This window comes from Streptomyces composti, from assembly GCF_012034205.1.
Taxonomy (GTDB): domain Bacteria; phylum Actinomycetota; class Actinomycetes; order Streptomycetales; family Streptomycetaceae; genus Streptomyces; species Streptomyces composti.
This window is the reverse complement of sequence record NZ_JAATEM010000012.1, coordinates 57,909-74,908: the sequence shown is the minus strand read 5'-3', so window position 1 is coordinate 74,908 and position 17,000 is coordinate 57,909. Positions and strand designations below refer to the sequence as shown.

The window sequence follows — 17,000 nt, the reverse complement described above, 5'->3', positions numbered from 1 at the left end:
TTCTCCGTGTGCTCCTGCTCAGTCGCTGGCCTTGGCGAGCTCGAGGGCGTAGTCCGCCCACCACTGGCCGGCCTTGGGGCCGCCCTTGCACTCGCCGTCGGACTCACCGGGGCGCTTGACCCACAGGTAGGCGTCGACGAGCGGGTCGTCCGTCTTCACCGTCGGCGTCTCCCCGAGGGCACGGCCGGGCGGGTTGCACCAGCGTTCGTCCGCCTTGCCCTGCGTGTAGGGGCCGTTGCCGTTGCGGCTGGTGTCGATGACGAAGGGCTTGTTGCCGACCTTCGACGACAGCTGCTTGCCGTAGTCGATGGAGTCCTCGGTGGTGTAGAAGTTCGACACGTTCACCGCGAAGCCGTCGGCCTTGTCGATGCCGGCCCGCTTCAGCGGCTCGTGGATCTGGTCGGGGTCGCCCCAGCCGGCGTTGCCGGCGTCCAGGTAGACGCGGGTGTTCTTCAGCGCCGTCAGCTTGTCCACCGCGCCGCTGAGCAGGTCGTAGCGCTCCTCGTGGAACTGCTGCGGGGTGCAGCCGTCCACCAGGTGCAGCACGGCGTCGGGCTCCAGGATCACCGTGGCCGGACGGTCGCCGATGCCCTTGGCCACCTCGTCGACGAAGGCCCGGTAGGCGTCGCCGTCGGCGGCGCCGCCCTGCGAGTACTGGCCGCAGTCGCGGTGCGGGATGTTGTACAGCACCAGCAGCGCGGTGCGGCCCGCCTGGTCGGCGGCCTCGGTGTAGCCGCGGGCCTGCTCCTGAGGGTTCTCCGGGCTGATCCACTCGGCGACCGGCTGCTCGGCGATCTTCCGTATCTGCTCCGCCTCGCTCTTCTTGCCGTCCTTGATCAGCTCGGCGACCTTGCGGGCGGCGAGACCGTCCGGATTGACCCAGAACGGGGTGGATTCCTTCGGCTGCTGCGTGATCTCCGCGCCGGCCGCGTCCGGACCCTTGCCGCTGTCGCCGTCCGACGAGGAACACCCCGTCATCAGCAGTGCCGCCCCCAGCACCACTGCGGACGCCCGCCTCCCGGCGAACGCCCCGACCCCCCTGTTGCCGTACATCCAACCCCCCTCGGGTGGACTCGTATCAAGTCGATGAGCCTCAATCCTGACATACGTCTCGTGACGCCCACGCGGTTGCGCCCATGCTTGTCCACCAGCCGTTACGGGCCGCCCGGAAACCCGGCGAAGGGCAGGTCGGAGGCCTGCGGGGTGTGAGTCAATGGAGCAGCCCGTGACGCCCGCCCGGGGGGTCGCCCCGCGCCCGTCCGCCACCCGTCACCGCCCCGGGGACCGTCCGCCCGTCACCGACCGAGGGAGCAGCAGCCGTGCCTCGAACCCCCGCCGCCGGACACCGCCCGCGCGCCCTGCTCGCCATGCACGGCCATCTCGCGGCCCGGCTTTTCGACAAGGACACGCTGCACCGCCTGACCGAACTCACCGAGCTCGACCCGGATCTGGTCGTGGACGACTTCACCACCCCCGCGGCCGAGCGGGCGCTGCGCGAGACCGAGGTGATCGTCAGCTGCTGGGGCTGCCCTCCGCTGACGCAGGACGTGCTCGACCGCGCGCCCCGGCTGCGGGCCGTCGTGCACGCCGCCGGATCGGTCAAGCAGCACATCACCGAGGCCTGCTGGCGCCGCGGCATCCAGGTCTCCTCCGCGGCCTGGGCCAACGCCCTGCCGGTCGCCGAGTACACGGTCGCCTTCGTCCTCCTCTCCGGCAAGCAGGTGCTGCGCGTGCGCGAGGACTATCGCGCCCGGCGCGCCGCCCACGACTGGGGGGCGGACTGCGCCGGCGCCGGCAACTACCGCAGAGCCGTGGGCATCGTCGGCGCCTCCCGGATCGGCCGCCGCGTCCTGGAGCTGCTCCGCCCCTACGACCTGGAGCTGCTGCTGCACGACCCGTATCTGCCGCCGGGCGAGGCCGAACGGCTGGGCGCGACGGCGGTGGAGCTGGACGAACTGTGCGCCCGCAGCGACGTGGTGAGCGTGCACGCACCCGAACTGCCGTCCACCCGCCATCTGTTGAACCGCGAGCGGCTGGCGCTGATGCGCACCGGGGCCACGCTGATCAACACCTCGCGCGGCTCGCTGATCGACCAGCGGGCGCTCACCGAGGAACTGGTCACGGGCCGGCTCTCCGCCGTCCTCGACGTCACCGAGCCCGAGGTACTGCCGCCCGACTCCCCGCTCTACGACCTGCCCAATGTGGTGCTCACCCCGCACGTCGCCGGCTCCCTCGGCAACGAGCTGCACCGGCTGGCGGCGGCCGCCGCGGACGAGGTGGAGCGCTGTGTCACGGGGCGGCCGTTCGCCCATCCGGTGACGGAGGAGGAGTGGGGACGCTCGGCCTGACCGGGGTGGTGCCCCGGGAGGCCGAGCGTCGGAGCGGTGCGGGAGTGCGGGGCGCTCCGGCGGGTGGGTCAGCCGGTGGCGCCGGTCAGGTAGGCCGAGGCGATGGCGCGGGGCTCGCAGCGGTCGACGGGCTCGTCGGCGGGGCCGGCGCAGGTGACCAGGTGCAGCCCGGCCCGCTCGCCGCTGCCCGGCGCGGACACCGGGAGGGCGTCGGCCCGGGCGCTGTCGAGCACCCGTACGGACACCACGGTGAACTCGGCGACGCCGCCGTCCGCGCGGGCCACGCGGAGCTGCTGACCGCGCTCGAGGGTGCTCACCTCGGTCCGCCCCAGCAGCAGGGCCGTGCCGGAGGCGCCCGGCGTGACCCCGTCCCGATACCAGGCGATCATGCCGGGACGGTCGGCGGCGGGTGACGGGGTGAGTGTGCCCCGGTCGTCCAGCCCGCGGGCCACCACCGGTGCCTCCACGCCGAGGACGGGGATGTCCAGCCGCAGCGGGGCCGCCTCGGCGAGCGGCCGGTGGGCGGGAGGCAGGTCCGTCTCGGGCGGGCGTCCGGCCGCCGCCATGTCGCCGGTGGCCGCCCCGGTCAGGCCGGGCGGCAGGGCACCGGCCTCACGCCCCCACAGCCACAGCCCGAGCAGCAGTACCGTCCAGGCGACACCGGAGAGCAGGCGCCCGGTGCCGCCGCGTTCTCGTCCGGCCATGGTCAGCTCGTCCCCCGTCGCCGGCGCAGATGCCGTCCGCGCACCGCCGCCGCTGCCGCGGCGCCGACCCCCATGAGGGCCAGTCCGAGCACGACCTGGGCCGTGCCGGGACCCTCCGCACGGGCGTCGGAGGCGGCGAGGGTGAGCGCGGCGAGAAGGAGGGCGCTGGTACAGACAGTGAGACGCTGGGAACGCATCGTGAACCTCCTGTCACGGGGAGCGTCCCCCGCCCACCCCGGCCACGCATCCCCGGTACGGGCCGATTGCTCCGTACGGGTGAGGATCGGGCCGGTCCGTCCGGCGGCGCCGGTTCCTCAGACCAGGTCGACGATGTCCGCGATGGAGTCGACGACCTTCGACGGCCGGTACGGGTAGTTCTCCACCTGGTCGGGGCTGGTCAGGCCGGTGAGCACCAGGAAGGTCTGCATCCCGGCCTCCATGCCGGCCAGGACGTCGGTGTCCATCCGGTCGCCGATCATCGCGCTGCTCTCCGAGTGCGCCCCGATGACGTTCAGTCCGGTGCGCATCATCAGCGGGTTCGGCTTGCCCGCGAAGTACGGCTGCTTGCCGGTGGCCTTGGTGATCAGGGCGGCCACCGCCCCGGTCGCCGGCAGGGGACCCTCGGTGGAGGGGCCGGTCTCGTCGGGGTTGGTGCAGATGAAGCGGGCGCCGCCGTTGATGAGCCGCACGGCCTTGGTCATGGCCTCGAAGGAGTAGGTGCGGGTCTCGCCGAGGACGACGTAGTCCGGCTCGTGGTCGGTGAGAACGTACCCGATGTCGTGCAGCGCGGTGGTCAGACCGGCCTCGCCGATCACATACGCGGAGCCGTTGGGCCGCTGGTCGTCGAGGAACTTGGCCGTGGCGAGGGCGGAGGTCCAGATGTTCTCCAGCGGCACCTCGAGGCCCATGCGGCGCAGCCGGGCGTGCAGGTCGCGCGGGGTGTAGATCGAGTTGTTGGTGAGCACCAGGAAGGGCTTGCCGGACTCCCGGAGCTTCTTCAGGAAGGCGTCGGCGCCCGGGATGGGCACTCCCTCGTGGATGAGGACGCCGTCCATGTCGGTGAGCCACGATTCGATGGGCTTGCGATCTGCCATGTGCTTCGTACTCCCTGGCGGCGTTGGGGACACGGGCGGGGCGCCGGAACCACGGCGTACCGACGCACCCAGGGTAGTCAGGACCGGGTCTCACGGACCCGGTCGATCTCCTGGGTACCAGTTGCCGCTGCTCGTATGACGGCTCCCTGTACTTCCGCTTGCCGCGGGGCCGACGGCGGCTGACGGGCCTGCCGCGGGACGGCCGGCCTCGTTCTCGGCTGGGCGGCGGTCGTCGTCCTCTCCGGGTCAGCGGCGGCCGGGGAGGCGGCGGGCGAGCAGCACGGCCCCGGTGCCGGCGAGGACGAGGAGCGCGGCGCCCGCCAGGGCGAGCATGGTCCTGCCGCGTCCGGTGCGGGCGAGTTCGTCGGCGAAGGGGATCCGGTCGAAGGGGGGCGGGGGTGTGGGGGTGGAGGTGGCGGCGGAGGTGGCCGCTCCGGCGGACGCGGTGTCGGCGGGTCGTCCGGTCTCGGCGGGCCCTGCGGGCTCGCGGGGTGCACCGGTTGCGTCGGCGGAGGCGGCCGGCCGCTCGGACGCCCCGGAGTCGCCGGTCTCCCCGGGCGGCCGCGGGGTGGCCGGCTCCCTCCCGGCGATGCGGAAGCGGTAGTCGTTCGACTGCCCGACCCACTCCCCGTCCTGTCCCCTGCGCTGGACCACGGCCGCGTTGGCGGTGACCTCGTTGGCGACGGCGCCGGAGGTGATGGCGAGGCGCAGCCGTACGTCGACCGTCCGGTCGGGGCGCACGGTGAACCCGCGGAAGCCGCCGCGGTCGTCGGCGAGTGCGCCGATCAGCTCGTCCTCCTCCGTGCGCACGAACCGCACGGGGTGCGGGCGGCCCTTGTCGTCGTGGAACTCCATCACCGTCTGCGCGGGTCGCAGGGCGTGTGCCTCGTCGACGAGCACGATCACCGGGTGGATGTGCGTGCAGGTGCGGTCGGTGGTGTTGGTGAGGCTCAGCCGCCAGGTCCCGTGGCCGCCCCCGGCGGTGTAGCTGCGGGGTCCGCCGTGCAGGCGCGTGGTCAGCGGGAAGCCGCGCTCGTCGTCGCCGGCACAGCTGGGCAGCGGGGCGAGCGGTGCCGCCTGCGCCGGGGTGGAGAGGGCCGGCGCGGCGGTCGCGAGGGTGACGAGCAGGGCGGCGGTCGCCGCCGGACGGAAGGGCAGGGCCGTGGGCGGTCGCATGAACACATGACCATGCCGGTCGGGCGGCTCCCCGCACACCGCCATCCGGTGCACCCGCCCCGAACGCCCGGGCAACTCCGCCCGCTCGGAGCACATGACGGCTCTCGGGTGGACAGGACGGGTCGGGCCCGCCCGGGACCCCGTCGGCTACGCGGGGCCCGTCTCTCCGGCGCCCCGCCCGAAGACCGGCGCCAGGACCAACTGGGCCGCGCCCTCCGCGACCTCGCGCTCCCCGCCGGGCGCGACCCGCACCGGTACGCCACCCGCAGGCCCGCCTTCCCGCCGGGCGCGGGCGTCGAGGACGGCGCCGACCCCGCGCAGGAACGCCTCGGGCGCCGCGGTGACCGTACGGCCGCCGAGCAGCACCAGGTCGATGTCGAGCAGCCCCACCAGGTTGGCGGCGCCCGCGCCGAGCACCCGGGCCGCCTCGTCGAGATCACCGGCCGCCACGGCGTTCAGGCACAGCGCCTCGATGCACCCGCGGTCGCCGCAGCCGCAGGGCGGTCCGTCCAGCTGGATGACCTGGTGCCCGAACTCGCCGGCGCCGGTGCGCGTCCCGCGGTGCACCCGGCCGCCGAGCACCAGTCCCGCGCCGAGCCCGGTGCCGAGGTGCAGGTAGGCGAAGGACCGGGGGCCCTCGCCATCGCCCTCCGGGGCTCCCACAGAGGTGCTGAGGGCAAGCCCGAGGGCCGCCGCGTTGGTGTCCTTGTCGAGGACGACGGGTATGCCGAGCCGGCGCGCCAGCGCGTCCCGCAGCGGGAAACCGTCCCATTCGGGGAAGCCGGTGACGCGGTGCAGTACGCCCCTGGCGTGGTCGAGAGGGCCGGGGAGCGCGACACCGGCGCCGAGCAGCGAGGGCACCCCGGCCAGAGTGCCGTCCGCCGGTCGCAGCACGTCCGTGACCAGTGCGGTCGTCGCCTGTGCCACACCGTTCAGCACGGGCTCCGCGCCCGCCCCCAGGTCCAGCGGGGAGCGGTGCTCCCCCACCACGGTGCCGTTGAAGTCGACCAGCACGGCCCGCAGTTCGTCCCGGTCCAGGTGGACACCGAGCGCGTGCGCCGCCTCCGGCACCAGGCGCAGCACGGTGCGCGGCTTGCCGCCGGTGGAGGCGCGGCGCCCGGCCTCGACGGCGAGGCCCTCCTGCCGCAGCCGGGCGGTGATCTTGCTGACCGCCTGCGGGGTGAGCCCGGTCCGCTCGGCGAGCTCCAGCCGGCTGATGCCCGCGGCACCGGCGGTGCGCAGCAGGTCGAGCACGAGGGCGCTGTTGTGGCTGCGCAGACCCAGCAGATTGACCCCGCCCCCGCCCGGACCACCGGGACCGACGGGACCGCCCGTACCGACGGCACCACCCGGACCGGCGGGACCGCCTGGGCCGGCGGGAGCGCCCGGACCGGCGGGGGCGTCCGGGCCCGCCGCCCCTCCCGGCCCCGCCGAGCCTCCCGGATCCGCCGAACCCGCCGGCCCGGCGCCCGTACCGCTTCCCGGCATCCCGTCGCCGTCGGCCGCACCACGGCCCACGCCCGCGTCCCCGTCGATCGCCCTGTTCACGCTCCCCATTCTCCCCCGCGCTTGCACTTTGGCAACAGCGTTGCGAAAGTGGAGTCATGACTGGCCCCACCACTGGCACCGGCACTCCCCTCCGCGTCGGCCTCATCGGCTACGGCCTCGCGGGCTCCGTGTTCCACGCCCCGCTGATCGCCGCCACCGAGGGCCTCGCGCTCGACACGGTGGTCACCTCGAACCCGGAGCGGCAGCGGCAGGCCCGCGCCGAGTACCCGGACGTCCGCGTCGCCGCCACCCCGGACGAGCTGTTCGCCCGCGCCGACGAGCTGGACCTGCTGGTCGTCGCCTCCCCGAACAAGACCCACGTCCCGCTGGCCACCGCCGCCCTGAAGGCCGGCCTGCCGGTCGTCGTCGACAAGCCGCTGGCCGCCACGGCGGCCGAGGCCCGGGAACTGGCGCGGTTCGCCGAGGAGCGCGGCCTGCTCCTGTCGGTCTTCCAGAACCGCCGCTGGGACAACGACTTCCTCACCCTGCGCAAGCTGATCGGCGAGGGCGAGCTGGGCGACGTCTACCGCTTCGAGTCCCGCTTCGAGCGGTGGCGCCCGCAGCTCAAGGGCGGCTGGCGGGAGTCCGGCGACCCGGCGGAGATCGGCGGCCTGCTCTACGACCTCGGCAGCCATGTCGTCGACCAGGCGCTGGTCCTCTTCGGCCCGGTGACCACCGTGTACGCCGAGACCGACGTCCGCCGCGAGGGCGCGGCGACCGACGACGACACCTTCATCGCGCTCACGCACGAGAACGGCGTCCGCTCCCACCTGTACGTCTCGGCGACCGCCGCCCAGCTCGGCCCGCGCTTCCGCGTCCTGGGCTCGAAGGCCGGCTACGTCAAGTACGGCCTGGACCCGCAGGAGGCAGCCCTGCGCGACGGGCTGCGCCCCGGCACGGACGCGCCGTGGGGCGTGGAGCCGGAGGAGCTGTGGGGCAGGGTCGGCGCCGGCGAGTCCCCGGTGACCGGCGGCGGCCGCCCCGAGCCGAGCCTGCCCGGCGACTACCCCGCCTACTATGCGGCCGTGGCGAAGGCCCTCACGGCCGGCGGACCCAACCCGGTGACCGCGCTTCAGGCGGCCGACGCGCTCGACGTACTGGAGGCGGCCCGCCGTTCGGCACTCGAGAAGGTGACGGTGACGCTGTGACGCACGACCCCGAGCTCACCCCGAAGTTCCACCCGGAGCTGACCCCGAGCGTGGAGGAGCTGGAGGCGCAGGAACGGCGCCTGGTGTTCCAGCAGTTCACCCACGACGACGCCTGGGAGCTGGGCTCCCTGCTGGTGGAGATGGCCCGCGAGCGGCAGGCTCCGGTCGCCATCGACATCCACCGCGCGGGCCAGCAGCTGTTCCACGCCGCGCTGCCGGGCTCCACGCCCGACAACGACGCCTGGATCGCGCGCAAGCGCCGCGTGGTCGAACGCTACGGCTCCTCGTCCTACCTGGTCGGCGCCCGCCACCGGGCCAAGGGCACCACGTTCGAGGAGTCCTCCCGGCTCGACCCCGACGCCTACGCGGCGCACGGCGGCTCCTTCCCGGTCAACGTCGAGGGCGTCGGCGTCATCGGCGCGGTCACCGTCTCGGGCCTGCCCCAGCTCCAGGACCACCGCTTCGTGGTGGAGGCGCTGGAGCACTTCCTGACCAAGCGCTGAACCCTGCGTACGTACCGGCGGCCGGCCTCCCGCACACCCCGGCAGCCGACCCCCGTACGTCCCGCGTACCTCCAGGCAGCCGGCCTCCGCCTCCCGTACGTCCCGCGTACCTCCAGGCAGCCGGCCTCCCGTACGTCCCGGCTCCTGGACCCCGTACATCCGGGCGGATGGAGGGCCCCTCGCCGTGGTGCGTCACACGGCGAGGGGCCCTTCGCTCACCCGGTTCCGGTGTCCGGGGATCCGGGTGTCCTGATCAGACGCCCGCGATCGACTGGATCCAGGAGCGGTACGCCGTCACGTTGGTGTAGGCGGTCGTGGTCTGCCGGTCGCTGGTGGAGGCGACGCCCACCTGGATGCCACCCGCCATCATCGGGCCGCCGGAGTCGCCGCCAGCCGTGATGCCGTTGCCGCGGCGGGCGCAGATCGCGGAACCGCCGTAGGCGTCACCGCACGCGCCGGTGACCGTGACATCGGCGACCTTCAGGTACTGGGACTGGCAGTTGATCTCCGAGCCGCACCGGGAGGTGGCGCCCCAGCCGTACACCTGCACGGTCTGACCGACCGTCACCGAGCCGGGCTGCCCGAGCCGCGCGTAGGTCGTGGAGACGGACCGGTCGAGCCGGACGAGGGCGAGGTCCGCGCTGTGGGTGTAGGTCTGCACACCGTTGGCCACGACGCCGCCGCTGTACTGGTCCAGGCTGCCGATGCGGAACGACAGTCCGCCGCCGCTGACGCAGTGCTTGGCGGTGAGGATCCAGGTCGGCGCGATGATGGTGGCGGAGCAGGTCTCCGTGCCGTTGGAGAACAGCCGCGCGGCCCAGGGGCCGCTGCTCGCGTACCCGCCGCCGATGATGGGCTGCGGCCCCTTGGTGGACGGAGGCACGGGGGCCTCGGCCGCGCTCGCGGTGGGGACCAGCAGTGCGAAGACGGAGACGACTGCTGCGAGAAGAGCGGGAACGAGCCTTGATATACGCAAGGTTCCTCGATTCGGAAAGCGCGCCCTGCGGGCGCGGGTGTGTGGGGGATCGACGGCCCGGACTTCCGCCCGGGGGCCGCCGCCGCTGCCGCGAACTCCCGCCCGTGAAACGGGAGTTCGCCACAGCCATCCACAGAATTCCGGAGGAACCGGCCGACGGGGTACTCACACTTGGCGATAGCGCGGCGCTATAAGCGCCGTTTCGGAAACAGGCGCCCGTCGGGGGTGCGCGTCAGGCGGCCTTCAGCTCCTGCCGCTGCCGCCCCAGCCCCTCGACCTCCAGCTCGACCACATCGCCGGCCCGGAGGTACGGCTTCGGCTCCGGGCGGCCCATCGCCACCCCCGCCGGCGTCCCCGTGTTGATGACGTCCCCGGGGTACAGGGTCATGAACTGGCTGACGTACCGCACGACCTCACCCACCGGGAAGATCTGCTCGGCCGTCGAACCGTCCTGCTTCAGCTCCCCGTTGACCCACAGCCGCAGCCTCAGGTTCTGCGGGTCGGGCACCTCGTCCGCCGTCACCAGCCAGGGCCCCAGGGGGTTGAACGTCTCGCAGTTCTTCCCTTTGTCCCAGGTCCCGCCCCGCTCGATCTGGAACTCCCGCTCGGACACGTCGTGCGACACGGCGTACCCGGCGACCTGCGCCAGCCCCTCCTCGGCCGACTCCAGATAGCGCGCCGTGCGCCCGATCACGACCGCCAGCTCGACCTCCCAGTCGGTCTTGACCGACCCGCGCGGCACCAGCACCGTGTCCTGCGGTCCGACGACCGTGTCCGGCGCCTTGAGGAAGATCACCGGCTCGGCGGGCGGCTCGGCCCCCGTCTCCTTCGCATGGTCGAAGTAGTTCAGCCCGATGCACACGACCTTGCCGATCCGCGCCACCGGCGGGCCGATCCTGAGCCCCGTCCCGTCCAGCGCGGGCAGCTCACCACGGTCGGCGGCGGCCCGGATCCGGCCGAGCGCCGCCTCGTCGGCGAGCAGCGCCCCGTCGATGTCCGCGACCAGACCCGACAGGTCCCGCAGGACTCCCTCGGCGTCGAGCAGCGCGGGTCGCTCCTGGCCCGCCGTACCGACTCGCAGCAGCTTCATGACAGACGTCTCCCTCGATCGCGGGCGCCCGCCCGATGCTGGCGATCGGTGCGGCGAGCCGCAGCAATCGGAGGACTGGTGCGATCCTCCAAGAGCACTGTCCACTCCGCAAGACCCCGTTCACGTACTGGACCGCGCCCGCGGAGACCCGCTCAGCGGTTCAGCGGTACAGCACGGCCCGCTCCGCCAGGCTCTGGGTCCGCCGGCCACCGTTCGCCCCCTGGCCAGCCGCCCTCTCACGTCACCACCCCGTCGGCAGTACGGTGTCCCCCATGCGCCCCGACATGCCTGCCGAGAACGTCGACCACACCGCCGAGGCGGCACGCCTGGAGCGGACCGCCGATCTCTACCCCGAGGACGCCGAGTCCCTGCTGCTGCGGGCCGCCGCCCACCGCGAGCTCTCCGGCGACCGCCCCGCCGCCACGGCCCTCTACGACCGCCTGCTGGCCTCCGGCACCCCGCTGGACAACCCGCACCTGGTCCGCGCCCTGAAGGCCTCCAACCTGTGGGAGTACGGGCACGAGGCGGAGGCGCGCGCCATCATCGAGGGCATCCGCACGGCCGCCCCGCGCGACCCGGCCCCCTGGGTGATCGTCGCGGAGGCCCTGGAGGCCCACGACGAGCTGGAGCAGGCCCACGAGACGTTCACCGAGGCGGTACGCCTCCTGCTGGCCGACGCCCCGGCGACTCCGCCGAGGCCCACGCACCCTCTTCTCTTCGGCAGGCACCGGGTCCGCCGGATGCTGGGCGCCGACCACGACGAGTGGGACGCCCTCGCGGACTCCGTCCACACCCTGCCGATCAGCCTGGACGAGCTCCACGACCCCAAGCGCGTATGGTCCCTCGGCTCGGAGAACCCGGCGGAGCTGGAGGCGGAGCTCATCCGCCTGCGCGCGGAACTCGGCGCCTACCGCGAGGCCCTGTCCCGCCCCTTCCCCGTGGCCGTCCTGCACTGGCCGGCACCGGAACTGGCGGAACTCCTCGAGGCGTATCCCTCCCTGGCCGAGGAGTACCCCTCCCACGAGGCGCACCTGGCGACCATAGAGTCCGCCCTGCGGGAACTGGCCTCCTCGGGCACCGGCAACCTGGGCATCGTCACCGGCACGGTCCCCTCCTACGAGGCGTTCGCCGCCGCGGAGGGCGCGTCCCCGGCGGACGCGACGCTCCTCCCCCAGTACGCGACGACCCTGGCGGCCCGGGGCCGCGCGGTCGCCTGGCCCCCGGACCCGGGCGCCCCCTGCTGGTGCGGCTCCTCAGCCCCGTACGAGACCTGCCACGGCACCCCGGCCTGACCGGGGCCTGCTCGGCTCGGGCGCTCCCGAGATGCACAGCCGCCCGGAACGGCAAAACTGAACATATGACCACCAAAGCACTCCTGGAGGGTGGCCCGGACGACCTAGCAGGCAAGGTCGTCCCGATCACTCCCCCCGGCCAGGAACTCAAGATCCCCCACCTGGGCGGCTACGAGCACTACAAGGTCACGACCCGCCACGCCCAGACCGAGGAGGGAGACGCAACGGTCTACGAGTGGTGGGAACGGACGGAGGTGGCCGAGTAGGCACCCTCGGAACCGAGACACGACGACGCCCGTTCACCGGTACGACGTGGACGGGCGTCACTCATGACCAGGTGACGGCCGCCGTCAGCCCCTGGAAAGGCCGGCGCGAGCCTCCGTGCCGGGGATCCGCGGATCCGGAACGACGGATTTCACTTCGTGCAATCCCCCTGACTCGCCACACCTACCGCACGATATCGTCACATCCGATCAGTTGGACTGGCATGCCGTGCGTCTCGTGGCATGTCCCGGCGAGCGAGGAACACCTGGATGCCGCTGCACCAGCCGCCTTCGGCATGGCAGTTCGAAGTACCCACGACCGGCAGCAAGCAGCTTCCTCCGGCGGCACGGTCATTCGAGTCCCTCACACATCAGGGGTACGGCTTCGAGGCGGCCATCGCCGACCTGATCGACAACTCGATCGACGCCGGAGCCCACAACGTCGTGGTGAGCTTCCTCCGGGACACCGGTGAGCACGGCGGACGCGACCGCCTCGTCAGCCTGCTGGTCATCGACGACGGTCAGGGCATGGACGAGGCGGGCCTCGACACCGCGATGACGGTCGGGGGTCAGGAGACGTACTCGGCCGGGGCGCTGGGGCGTTTCGGCGCCGGTCTCAAAGCCGCCTCGCTCTCCCACGCGGACTCGCTCACCCTAATCAGCCGGACCAAGCGCAGCCCCTCGGCGGGCCGGCGCTGGCTCACGGCCCGCGCGCAGGCCGACTTCACCTGCGACATCGTCGATTCGGGGTACTGCCAGAATCTGGTCGACCGCTACGACGGGATCATCGGCTGGCACGGCACGATCGTGCGCTGGGACCAGGTCCGCGCGTTCGAGACCATCACCGCCGGACAGACCGACCGCTACCTCAACGACGCGATCGAACGGCTCGAGACCCACCTCGGGCTCTACCTCCACCGTTTCCTCGCCCGCGACGACTTCCACGTGGACATCGTGGTGGAGGACGTCCACACCCGTGAGGAGCTGGACCACCGGGGCGTGGAGCCCATCGACCCCTTCGGCTACCGGGTCACGGGCCGCCCCGGCTACCCGCGAGAGTACGTCGCACCGGTCGAGGGCGTCGGCGACATCACGCTCACCGCACACATATGGCCGCCCAAGTCGCCGCTGGTCGCCTTCCGGGGCATCGGCCCGCTCGCCGAACGCCAGGGCTTCTACCTCTACCGCAACGACCGGCTCGTCCAGGCCGGCGGCTGGAACGACACCCGCAGCGCGGAGGGCCACCTCGCTCTGGCCCGGATCGCCGTCGACCTGCCGCCCGAGCCCAACGACGTGTTCGCCCTGACGGTGAAGAAGGACGGCGTCCAGGTCACGCCGGCGTTCGCCCGCGGGCTGGAGAAGGCCACCGTCCCCGGCACCGGGCACACCTTCGCCGAGTACCTGCACGAGGCCGAGGCCACCTACCGCGAGGCGGCCAAGCGGCGCACCGAGGTCAGGCGTCCCTCGGCCGTCCCGCCCGGCAAGGGCATCGACCCGAAGCTGAAGCGGACCCTGCGGGACGAACTGCCGCAGCTGGAGGGCGCCGACCCCATCACCTTCACCTGGGCCAGGCTCGACGTGCCGCCCGGTGTCGACTCCGCCGACCTGCTGTTCACCATCGACCACAAGGAACGCACGGTCATCCTGAACAAGGACTACCGGCACGCCTTCAACGGCGGGCGCCGCGGCGGTTCAAACGACGCCCCGGTCCTCAAGAGCATGCTCTATCTGATGCTCAACGAGATCTTCCAGAAGGAGCGGGTCTCGGCCAACCAGACCGACAAGATCGCGCTGTGGAACAGCGTGCTCGTCTCCGCGGTACGAGCCGAACTGGCCCGTACAGAGGGCTGACAGCCCCTCTCCCCCAGGCAACGTCCCGTACTTCCAGAGAGGCGCACACCGCTGTGACCGCCGAGACCCGCCCCGCGGCCGACCACCTCGCCGACCTCCACGGTGAGATTCTCGACTCGATGAGCCGGAGAGGCCCGCGGCACTTCGCCAAGCTCGCCTTCGCCCTCTCCGACTCCGACGAGCCGGCGGACACGGACCTGTCCGTCTTCCGCGACCGTCTCCTTGCCGCGGACCCCGGCGACGAGCTGCTCGTCCTGTGGCGCCGCCGGCTCACGGCCTGGGACTTCGAGGAGTCCCCTGCATGGTCGTCGACCGCCCCTCGCACCCGCGAGCGCCGCTCGGAGGTCTACGACAAGCTCGCGTTCGGCCCCGACCTGCGCAAGGCGCTGGACGCAGCTGTCCCGATCCACACCGAACCCGGCCCCGTCACCATCAGCCGCGAGTTCGAGCCCTGGTACAGCCGGGAACTGGCGGCGAACCGCTCCTTCTACTGGACCTCGTACGAGCGCCTGCTGCGCCGCAAGGGCTGGAGCGACGCGGCGGTCACCGGCCTGGACGAGGCCGCGCACGCGGTGGTGGAGCGGCTCGCCGACCCCACCCGCGAGGAGCCGTACGGCGCACGCGGTCTGGTGGTCGGCTACGTCCAGTCCGGCAAGACGGCCAACTTCACCGGCGTCATCGCGAAGGCCATCGACGCGGGCTACCGCCTGGTGATCGTCCTCGGCGGCACCCTGAACCTGCTCCGCGGCCAGACCCAGCGGCGTCTCGACATGGAACTGATCGGCCAGGAGAACATCCTGGGCGCCGCCGACCCGAACGACCCCGACGCCCTGGTCGGCATCGACTACCAGGACGACGAGGACTGGCCCGAGAAGTTCGTCTCGTTCGGTGCCCGTCCCTCCCTGCTGGGCGCCTTCGACATCGAGCGTCTGACCTCGCGCGACCGTGACTACATGGCCCTCGAACGCGGCATCAGCGCCCTGGAGTTCGAGAAGCCCGACCGCACCCGCCCGCTCCACGACCCGGCGAATCTGCACGCGGCCCGGGCCCGCATCATGGTCGTGAAGAAGAACAAGAGCGTGCTGGAGAAGCTGGTCAAGGACCTCAAGAAGATCGGTCCGATCCTCGCTGAGATCCCGACTCTGATCATCGACGACGAGTCCGACCAGGCCTCGGTGAACACCACCGACCCGAAGAAGTGGGAGGCCGGCACGGTCACCCGCACCGCCATCAACGGCCAGATAAGCAAGCTGCTGAAGCTCCTGCCCCGTGCCCAGTACGTGGGCTACACGGCAACCCCCTTCGCCAACGTCTTCATCGACCCGGGCGACGAGGAAGACCTCTTCCCGCGCGACTTCCTCATCTCCCTCCCCCGTCCCGACGGCTACATGGGCGTCCAGGACTTCCACGACCTGGACAGCGCCGACGGCGAGGGCGAGGCCGAGAAGCGGCACGTCCGGGGCATCTACGAATCGACCGGTGACCGCCTCCAGGAGGCCCTGGACGCCTTCGTCCTCACGGGCGCGCTGAAGCTGTACCGCGCCACCCACGGTGTCCCCGAGGGGCCGTTCCGCCACCACACTATGCTCGTGCACGAATCGGTGCGCATGGCCGAGCACGCCGCGCTCGCTCTGCGCATCAGCAACATGTGGCACAACGCCGCCTACACCGGCCCGGACGGCCACGCGCGCCTGTCGGCCCTCTTCGACAAGGACTTCCGGTCGTTCGCGGACAGCTCCCTGCCCACACCGACCACGTACGCCGAACTCAAGCCGCATGTCGCGCGAGCTCACCAGCTCATCAGCCGGGGCGGCAGCCCGGTCATCGTCGTCAACGGCGACAGCGAACGCGACTACGCCCAGCCCGACCTGGACTTCGACCGCACCCCGAACGTCTGGAAGATCCTGGTCGGCGGCACGAAGCTGTCGCGCGGCTTCACGGTCGAGGGCCTGACGGTCTCCTACTACCGCCGGACGACACAGCAGGCCGACACCCTGATGCAGATGGGCCGCTGGTTCGGCTTCCGCCCCGGCTACCGCGATCTGGTACGCCTCTACATCGGCCGCGAGGAACAACTCGGCCGGGGCCGCAACGCCAAGACGGTCGATCTCTACGAGGCCTTCGAGGCCATCTGCCGCGACGAGGAGCTCTTCCGCGCCGAACTCGCCCGCTACGCCCCCATGGTGGACGGCCGCCCGCAGGTCACCCCGGCCCAGATTCCGCCGCTGGTGGCCCAGCACCTGCCGTGGGTGAGACCGTCGGCCCGGAACAAGATGTTCAACGCGGAGCTGGTGGAGGTGCGGTCGCCCGGGACCTGGGTCGAGCCGACCGCCCACCCGGAGACGTCCGAGGAGTTGGCCCACAACACGGCGTCCTGGGAGCCGGTGCTCGCCGCACTGGGACGTGATCCGGTGACCCTCGCGGTCGGAGACGGCCCGGCGTACGAGGCTCGGGTGGGAACGATCTCGCACGAGACGCTGACCACGGTGCTCTGCGCACTGCGCTGGTCGGCGCCGAGCCAGTTCTCGCCCCACCTGGAATTCCTGCTGGGCGCCGCGCAAGGAGCCACGAAGATCGACGACTGGCTCGTGATCACCCCGCTGCAGACGTCCGCCCGGCGCGTGGAGGCGCGCATCCTGGGGCACGGTCCCTTCACCCCGGCGAGGCGGAACCGGCGACGGGGTCCGCTGTTCGGCGCGCTCAGCGAGCCCAAGCACCGTGACGTCGCGCTGCGCGTGGCGGGGGCTCTGGAGACGGCCGGGAACGCGGCCGTCGAGGGGTACGTCCGCTCGGGCCGTGGCGCGCTCCTGCTGTACCCGGTGGTCGAGTCCGAGCCGCGTCTCGGTCCCGACGGGACGATCGCTCCCGGTGACGTCGTGATGGCCTTCTCGTACGTGGCCCCGCGGTCATCGGTGGGTACCGGGCGCCCGCTGGTCCGGTTCCGGACGATCGACAAGAGCCGGCAGGATGCGGTGGTCATCGACCGAGCCGACGTACGCCCCTGAGG

General features: G+C 72.4%; 15 protein-coding genes. 7 read left to right on the top strand and 8 right to left on the bottom strand.

The genetic code is table 11. The annotated features are described in order from the left end of the window. Positions 1–18 precede the first annotated feature (18 nt). Positions 19–1,053 (bottom strand): glycoside hydrolase family 6 protein, encoded by a 1,035-nt coding sequence (locus HCJ93_RS11755; protein WP_167993966.1) that lies wholly within the window; start codon positions 1,051–1,053, stop codon positions 19–21. A gap of 314 nt (positions 1,054–1,367) precedes the next feature. On the opposite strand from HCJ93_RS11755, the gene HCJ93_RS11750 reads away from it, so the two are divergent. Further along, positions 1,368–2,348, top strand: coding sequence for a hydroxyacid dehydrogenase (locus HCJ93_RS11750; RefSeq protein ID WP_167994137.1), 981 nt, complete (start codon positions 1,368–1,370; stop codon positions 2,346–2,348). A gap of 68 nt (positions 2,349–2,416) precedes the next feature. Here HCJ93_RS11750 and HCJ93_RS11745 read toward each other — a convergent pair whose 3' ends face one another. The 5 genes from HCJ93_RS11745 to HCJ93_RS11725 form a co-directional block, all read right to left on the bottom strand. Then, complete coding sequence (locus HCJ93_RS11745) at positions 2,417–3,052, bottom strand: sortase domain-containing protein (protein WP_167993964.1); 636 nt, start codon at positions 3,050–3,052, stop codon at positions 2,417–2,419. A gap of 2 nt (positions 3,053–3,054) precedes the next feature. Next, on the bottom strand, positions 3,055–3,249 hold the full coding sequence (locus HCJ93_RS11740; RefSeq protein WP_167993849.1) for a hypothetical protein: 195 nt from the start codon (positions 3,247–3,249) through the stop codon (positions 3,055–3,057). 117 nt (positions 3,250–3,366) lie between these two features. Next, positions 3,367–4,146 carry an HAD-IIA family hydrolase gene (locus HCJ93_RS11735; RefSeq protein ID WP_167993962.1) on the bottom strand — a complete coding sequence of 260 codons (780 nt, stop codon included), beginning with the start codon at positions 4,144–4,146 and terminating at the stop codon, positions 3,367–3,369. Positions 4,147–4,392: 246 nt separating this feature from the next. Beyond that, the gene (locus HCJ93_RS11730; RefSeq protein ID WP_167993961.1) at positions 4,393–5,322 is read right to left on the bottom strand and encodes a hypothetical protein; all 930 of its coding nucleotides are present in this window, start codon (positions 5,320–5,322) and stop codon (positions 4,393–4,395) included. Positions 5,323–5,469: 147 nt separating this feature from the next. Then, a complete protein-coding gene (locus HCJ93_RS11725) occupies positions 5,470–6,870 on the bottom strand; it encodes an ROK family transcriptional regulator (protein WP_309141380.1) in 1,401 nt (466 codons plus the stop codon). Positions 6,871–6,926: 56 nt separating this feature from the next. On the opposite strand from HCJ93_RS11725, the gene HCJ93_RS11720 reads away from it, so the two are divergent. After that, positions 6,927–8,018, top strand: a complete 1,092-nt coding sequence (locus HCJ93_RS11720; protein ID WP_167993959.1) for a Gfo/Idh/MocA family protein — start codon at positions 6,927–6,929, stop codon at positions 8,016–8,018. Next, a complete protein-coding gene (locus HCJ93_RS11715; protein WP_167993957.1) occupies positions 8,015–8,521 on the top strand; it encodes a heme-degrading domain-containing protein in 507 nt (168 codons plus the stop codon). The genes HCJ93_RS11720 and HCJ93_RS11715 overlap by 4 nt, the downstream gene beginning before the upstream one ends. A gap of 253 nt (positions 8,522–8,774) precedes the next feature. Here HCJ93_RS11715 and HCJ93_RS11710 read toward each other — a convergent pair whose 3' ends face one another. Both HCJ93_RS11710 and HCJ93_RS11705 read right to left on the bottom strand, forming a co-directional pair. After that, complete coding sequence (locus HCJ93_RS11710; protein ID WP_167993955.1) at positions 8,775–9,497, bottom strand: S1 family peptidase; 723 nt, start codon at positions 9,495–9,497, stop codon at positions 8,775–8,777. A gap of 232 nt (positions 9,498–9,729) precedes the next feature. Beyond that, a complete protein-coding gene (locus tag HCJ93_RS11705; RefSeq protein ID WP_167993953.1) occupies positions 9,730–10,587 on the bottom strand; it encodes a fumarylacetoacetate hydrolase family protein in 858 nt (285 codons plus the stop codon). 272 nt (positions 10,588–10,859) lie between these two features. Here HCJ93_RS11705 and HCJ93_RS11700 point away from each other — a divergent pair, with 272 nt between their 5' ends. The 4 genes from HCJ93_RS11700 (at position 10,860) to HCJ93_RS11685 (ending at position 16,998) form a co-directional block, all read left to right on the top strand. Beyond that, positions 10,860–11,879 (top strand): SEC-C domain-containing protein, encoded by a 1,020-nt coding sequence (locus HCJ93_RS11700; protein WP_167993951.1) that lies wholly within the window; start codon positions 10,860–10,862, stop codon positions 11,877–11,879. 65 nt (positions 11,880–11,944) lie between these two features. After that, a complete protein-coding gene (locus HCJ93_RS11695) occupies positions 11,945–12,145 on the top strand; it encodes a DUF5988 family protein (RefSeq protein ID WP_167993949.1) in 201 nt (66 codons plus the stop codon). A gap of 267 nt (positions 12,146–12,412) precedes the next feature. After that, positions 12,413–13,993, top strand: coding sequence for an ATP-binding protein (locus tag HCJ93_RS11690; protein ID WP_167993947.1), 1,581 nt, complete (start codon positions 12,413–12,415; stop codon positions 13,991–13,993). Positions 13,994–14,112: 119 nt separating this feature from the next. Further along, positions 14,113–16,998 carry a Z1 domain-containing protein gene (locus HCJ93_RS11685; RefSeq protein ID WP_167994133.1) on the top strand — a complete coding sequence of 962 codons (2,886 nt, stop codon included), beginning with the start codon at positions 14,113–14,115 and terminating at the stop codon, positions 16,996–16,998. Positions 16,999–17,000: the final 2 nt, after the last annotated feature.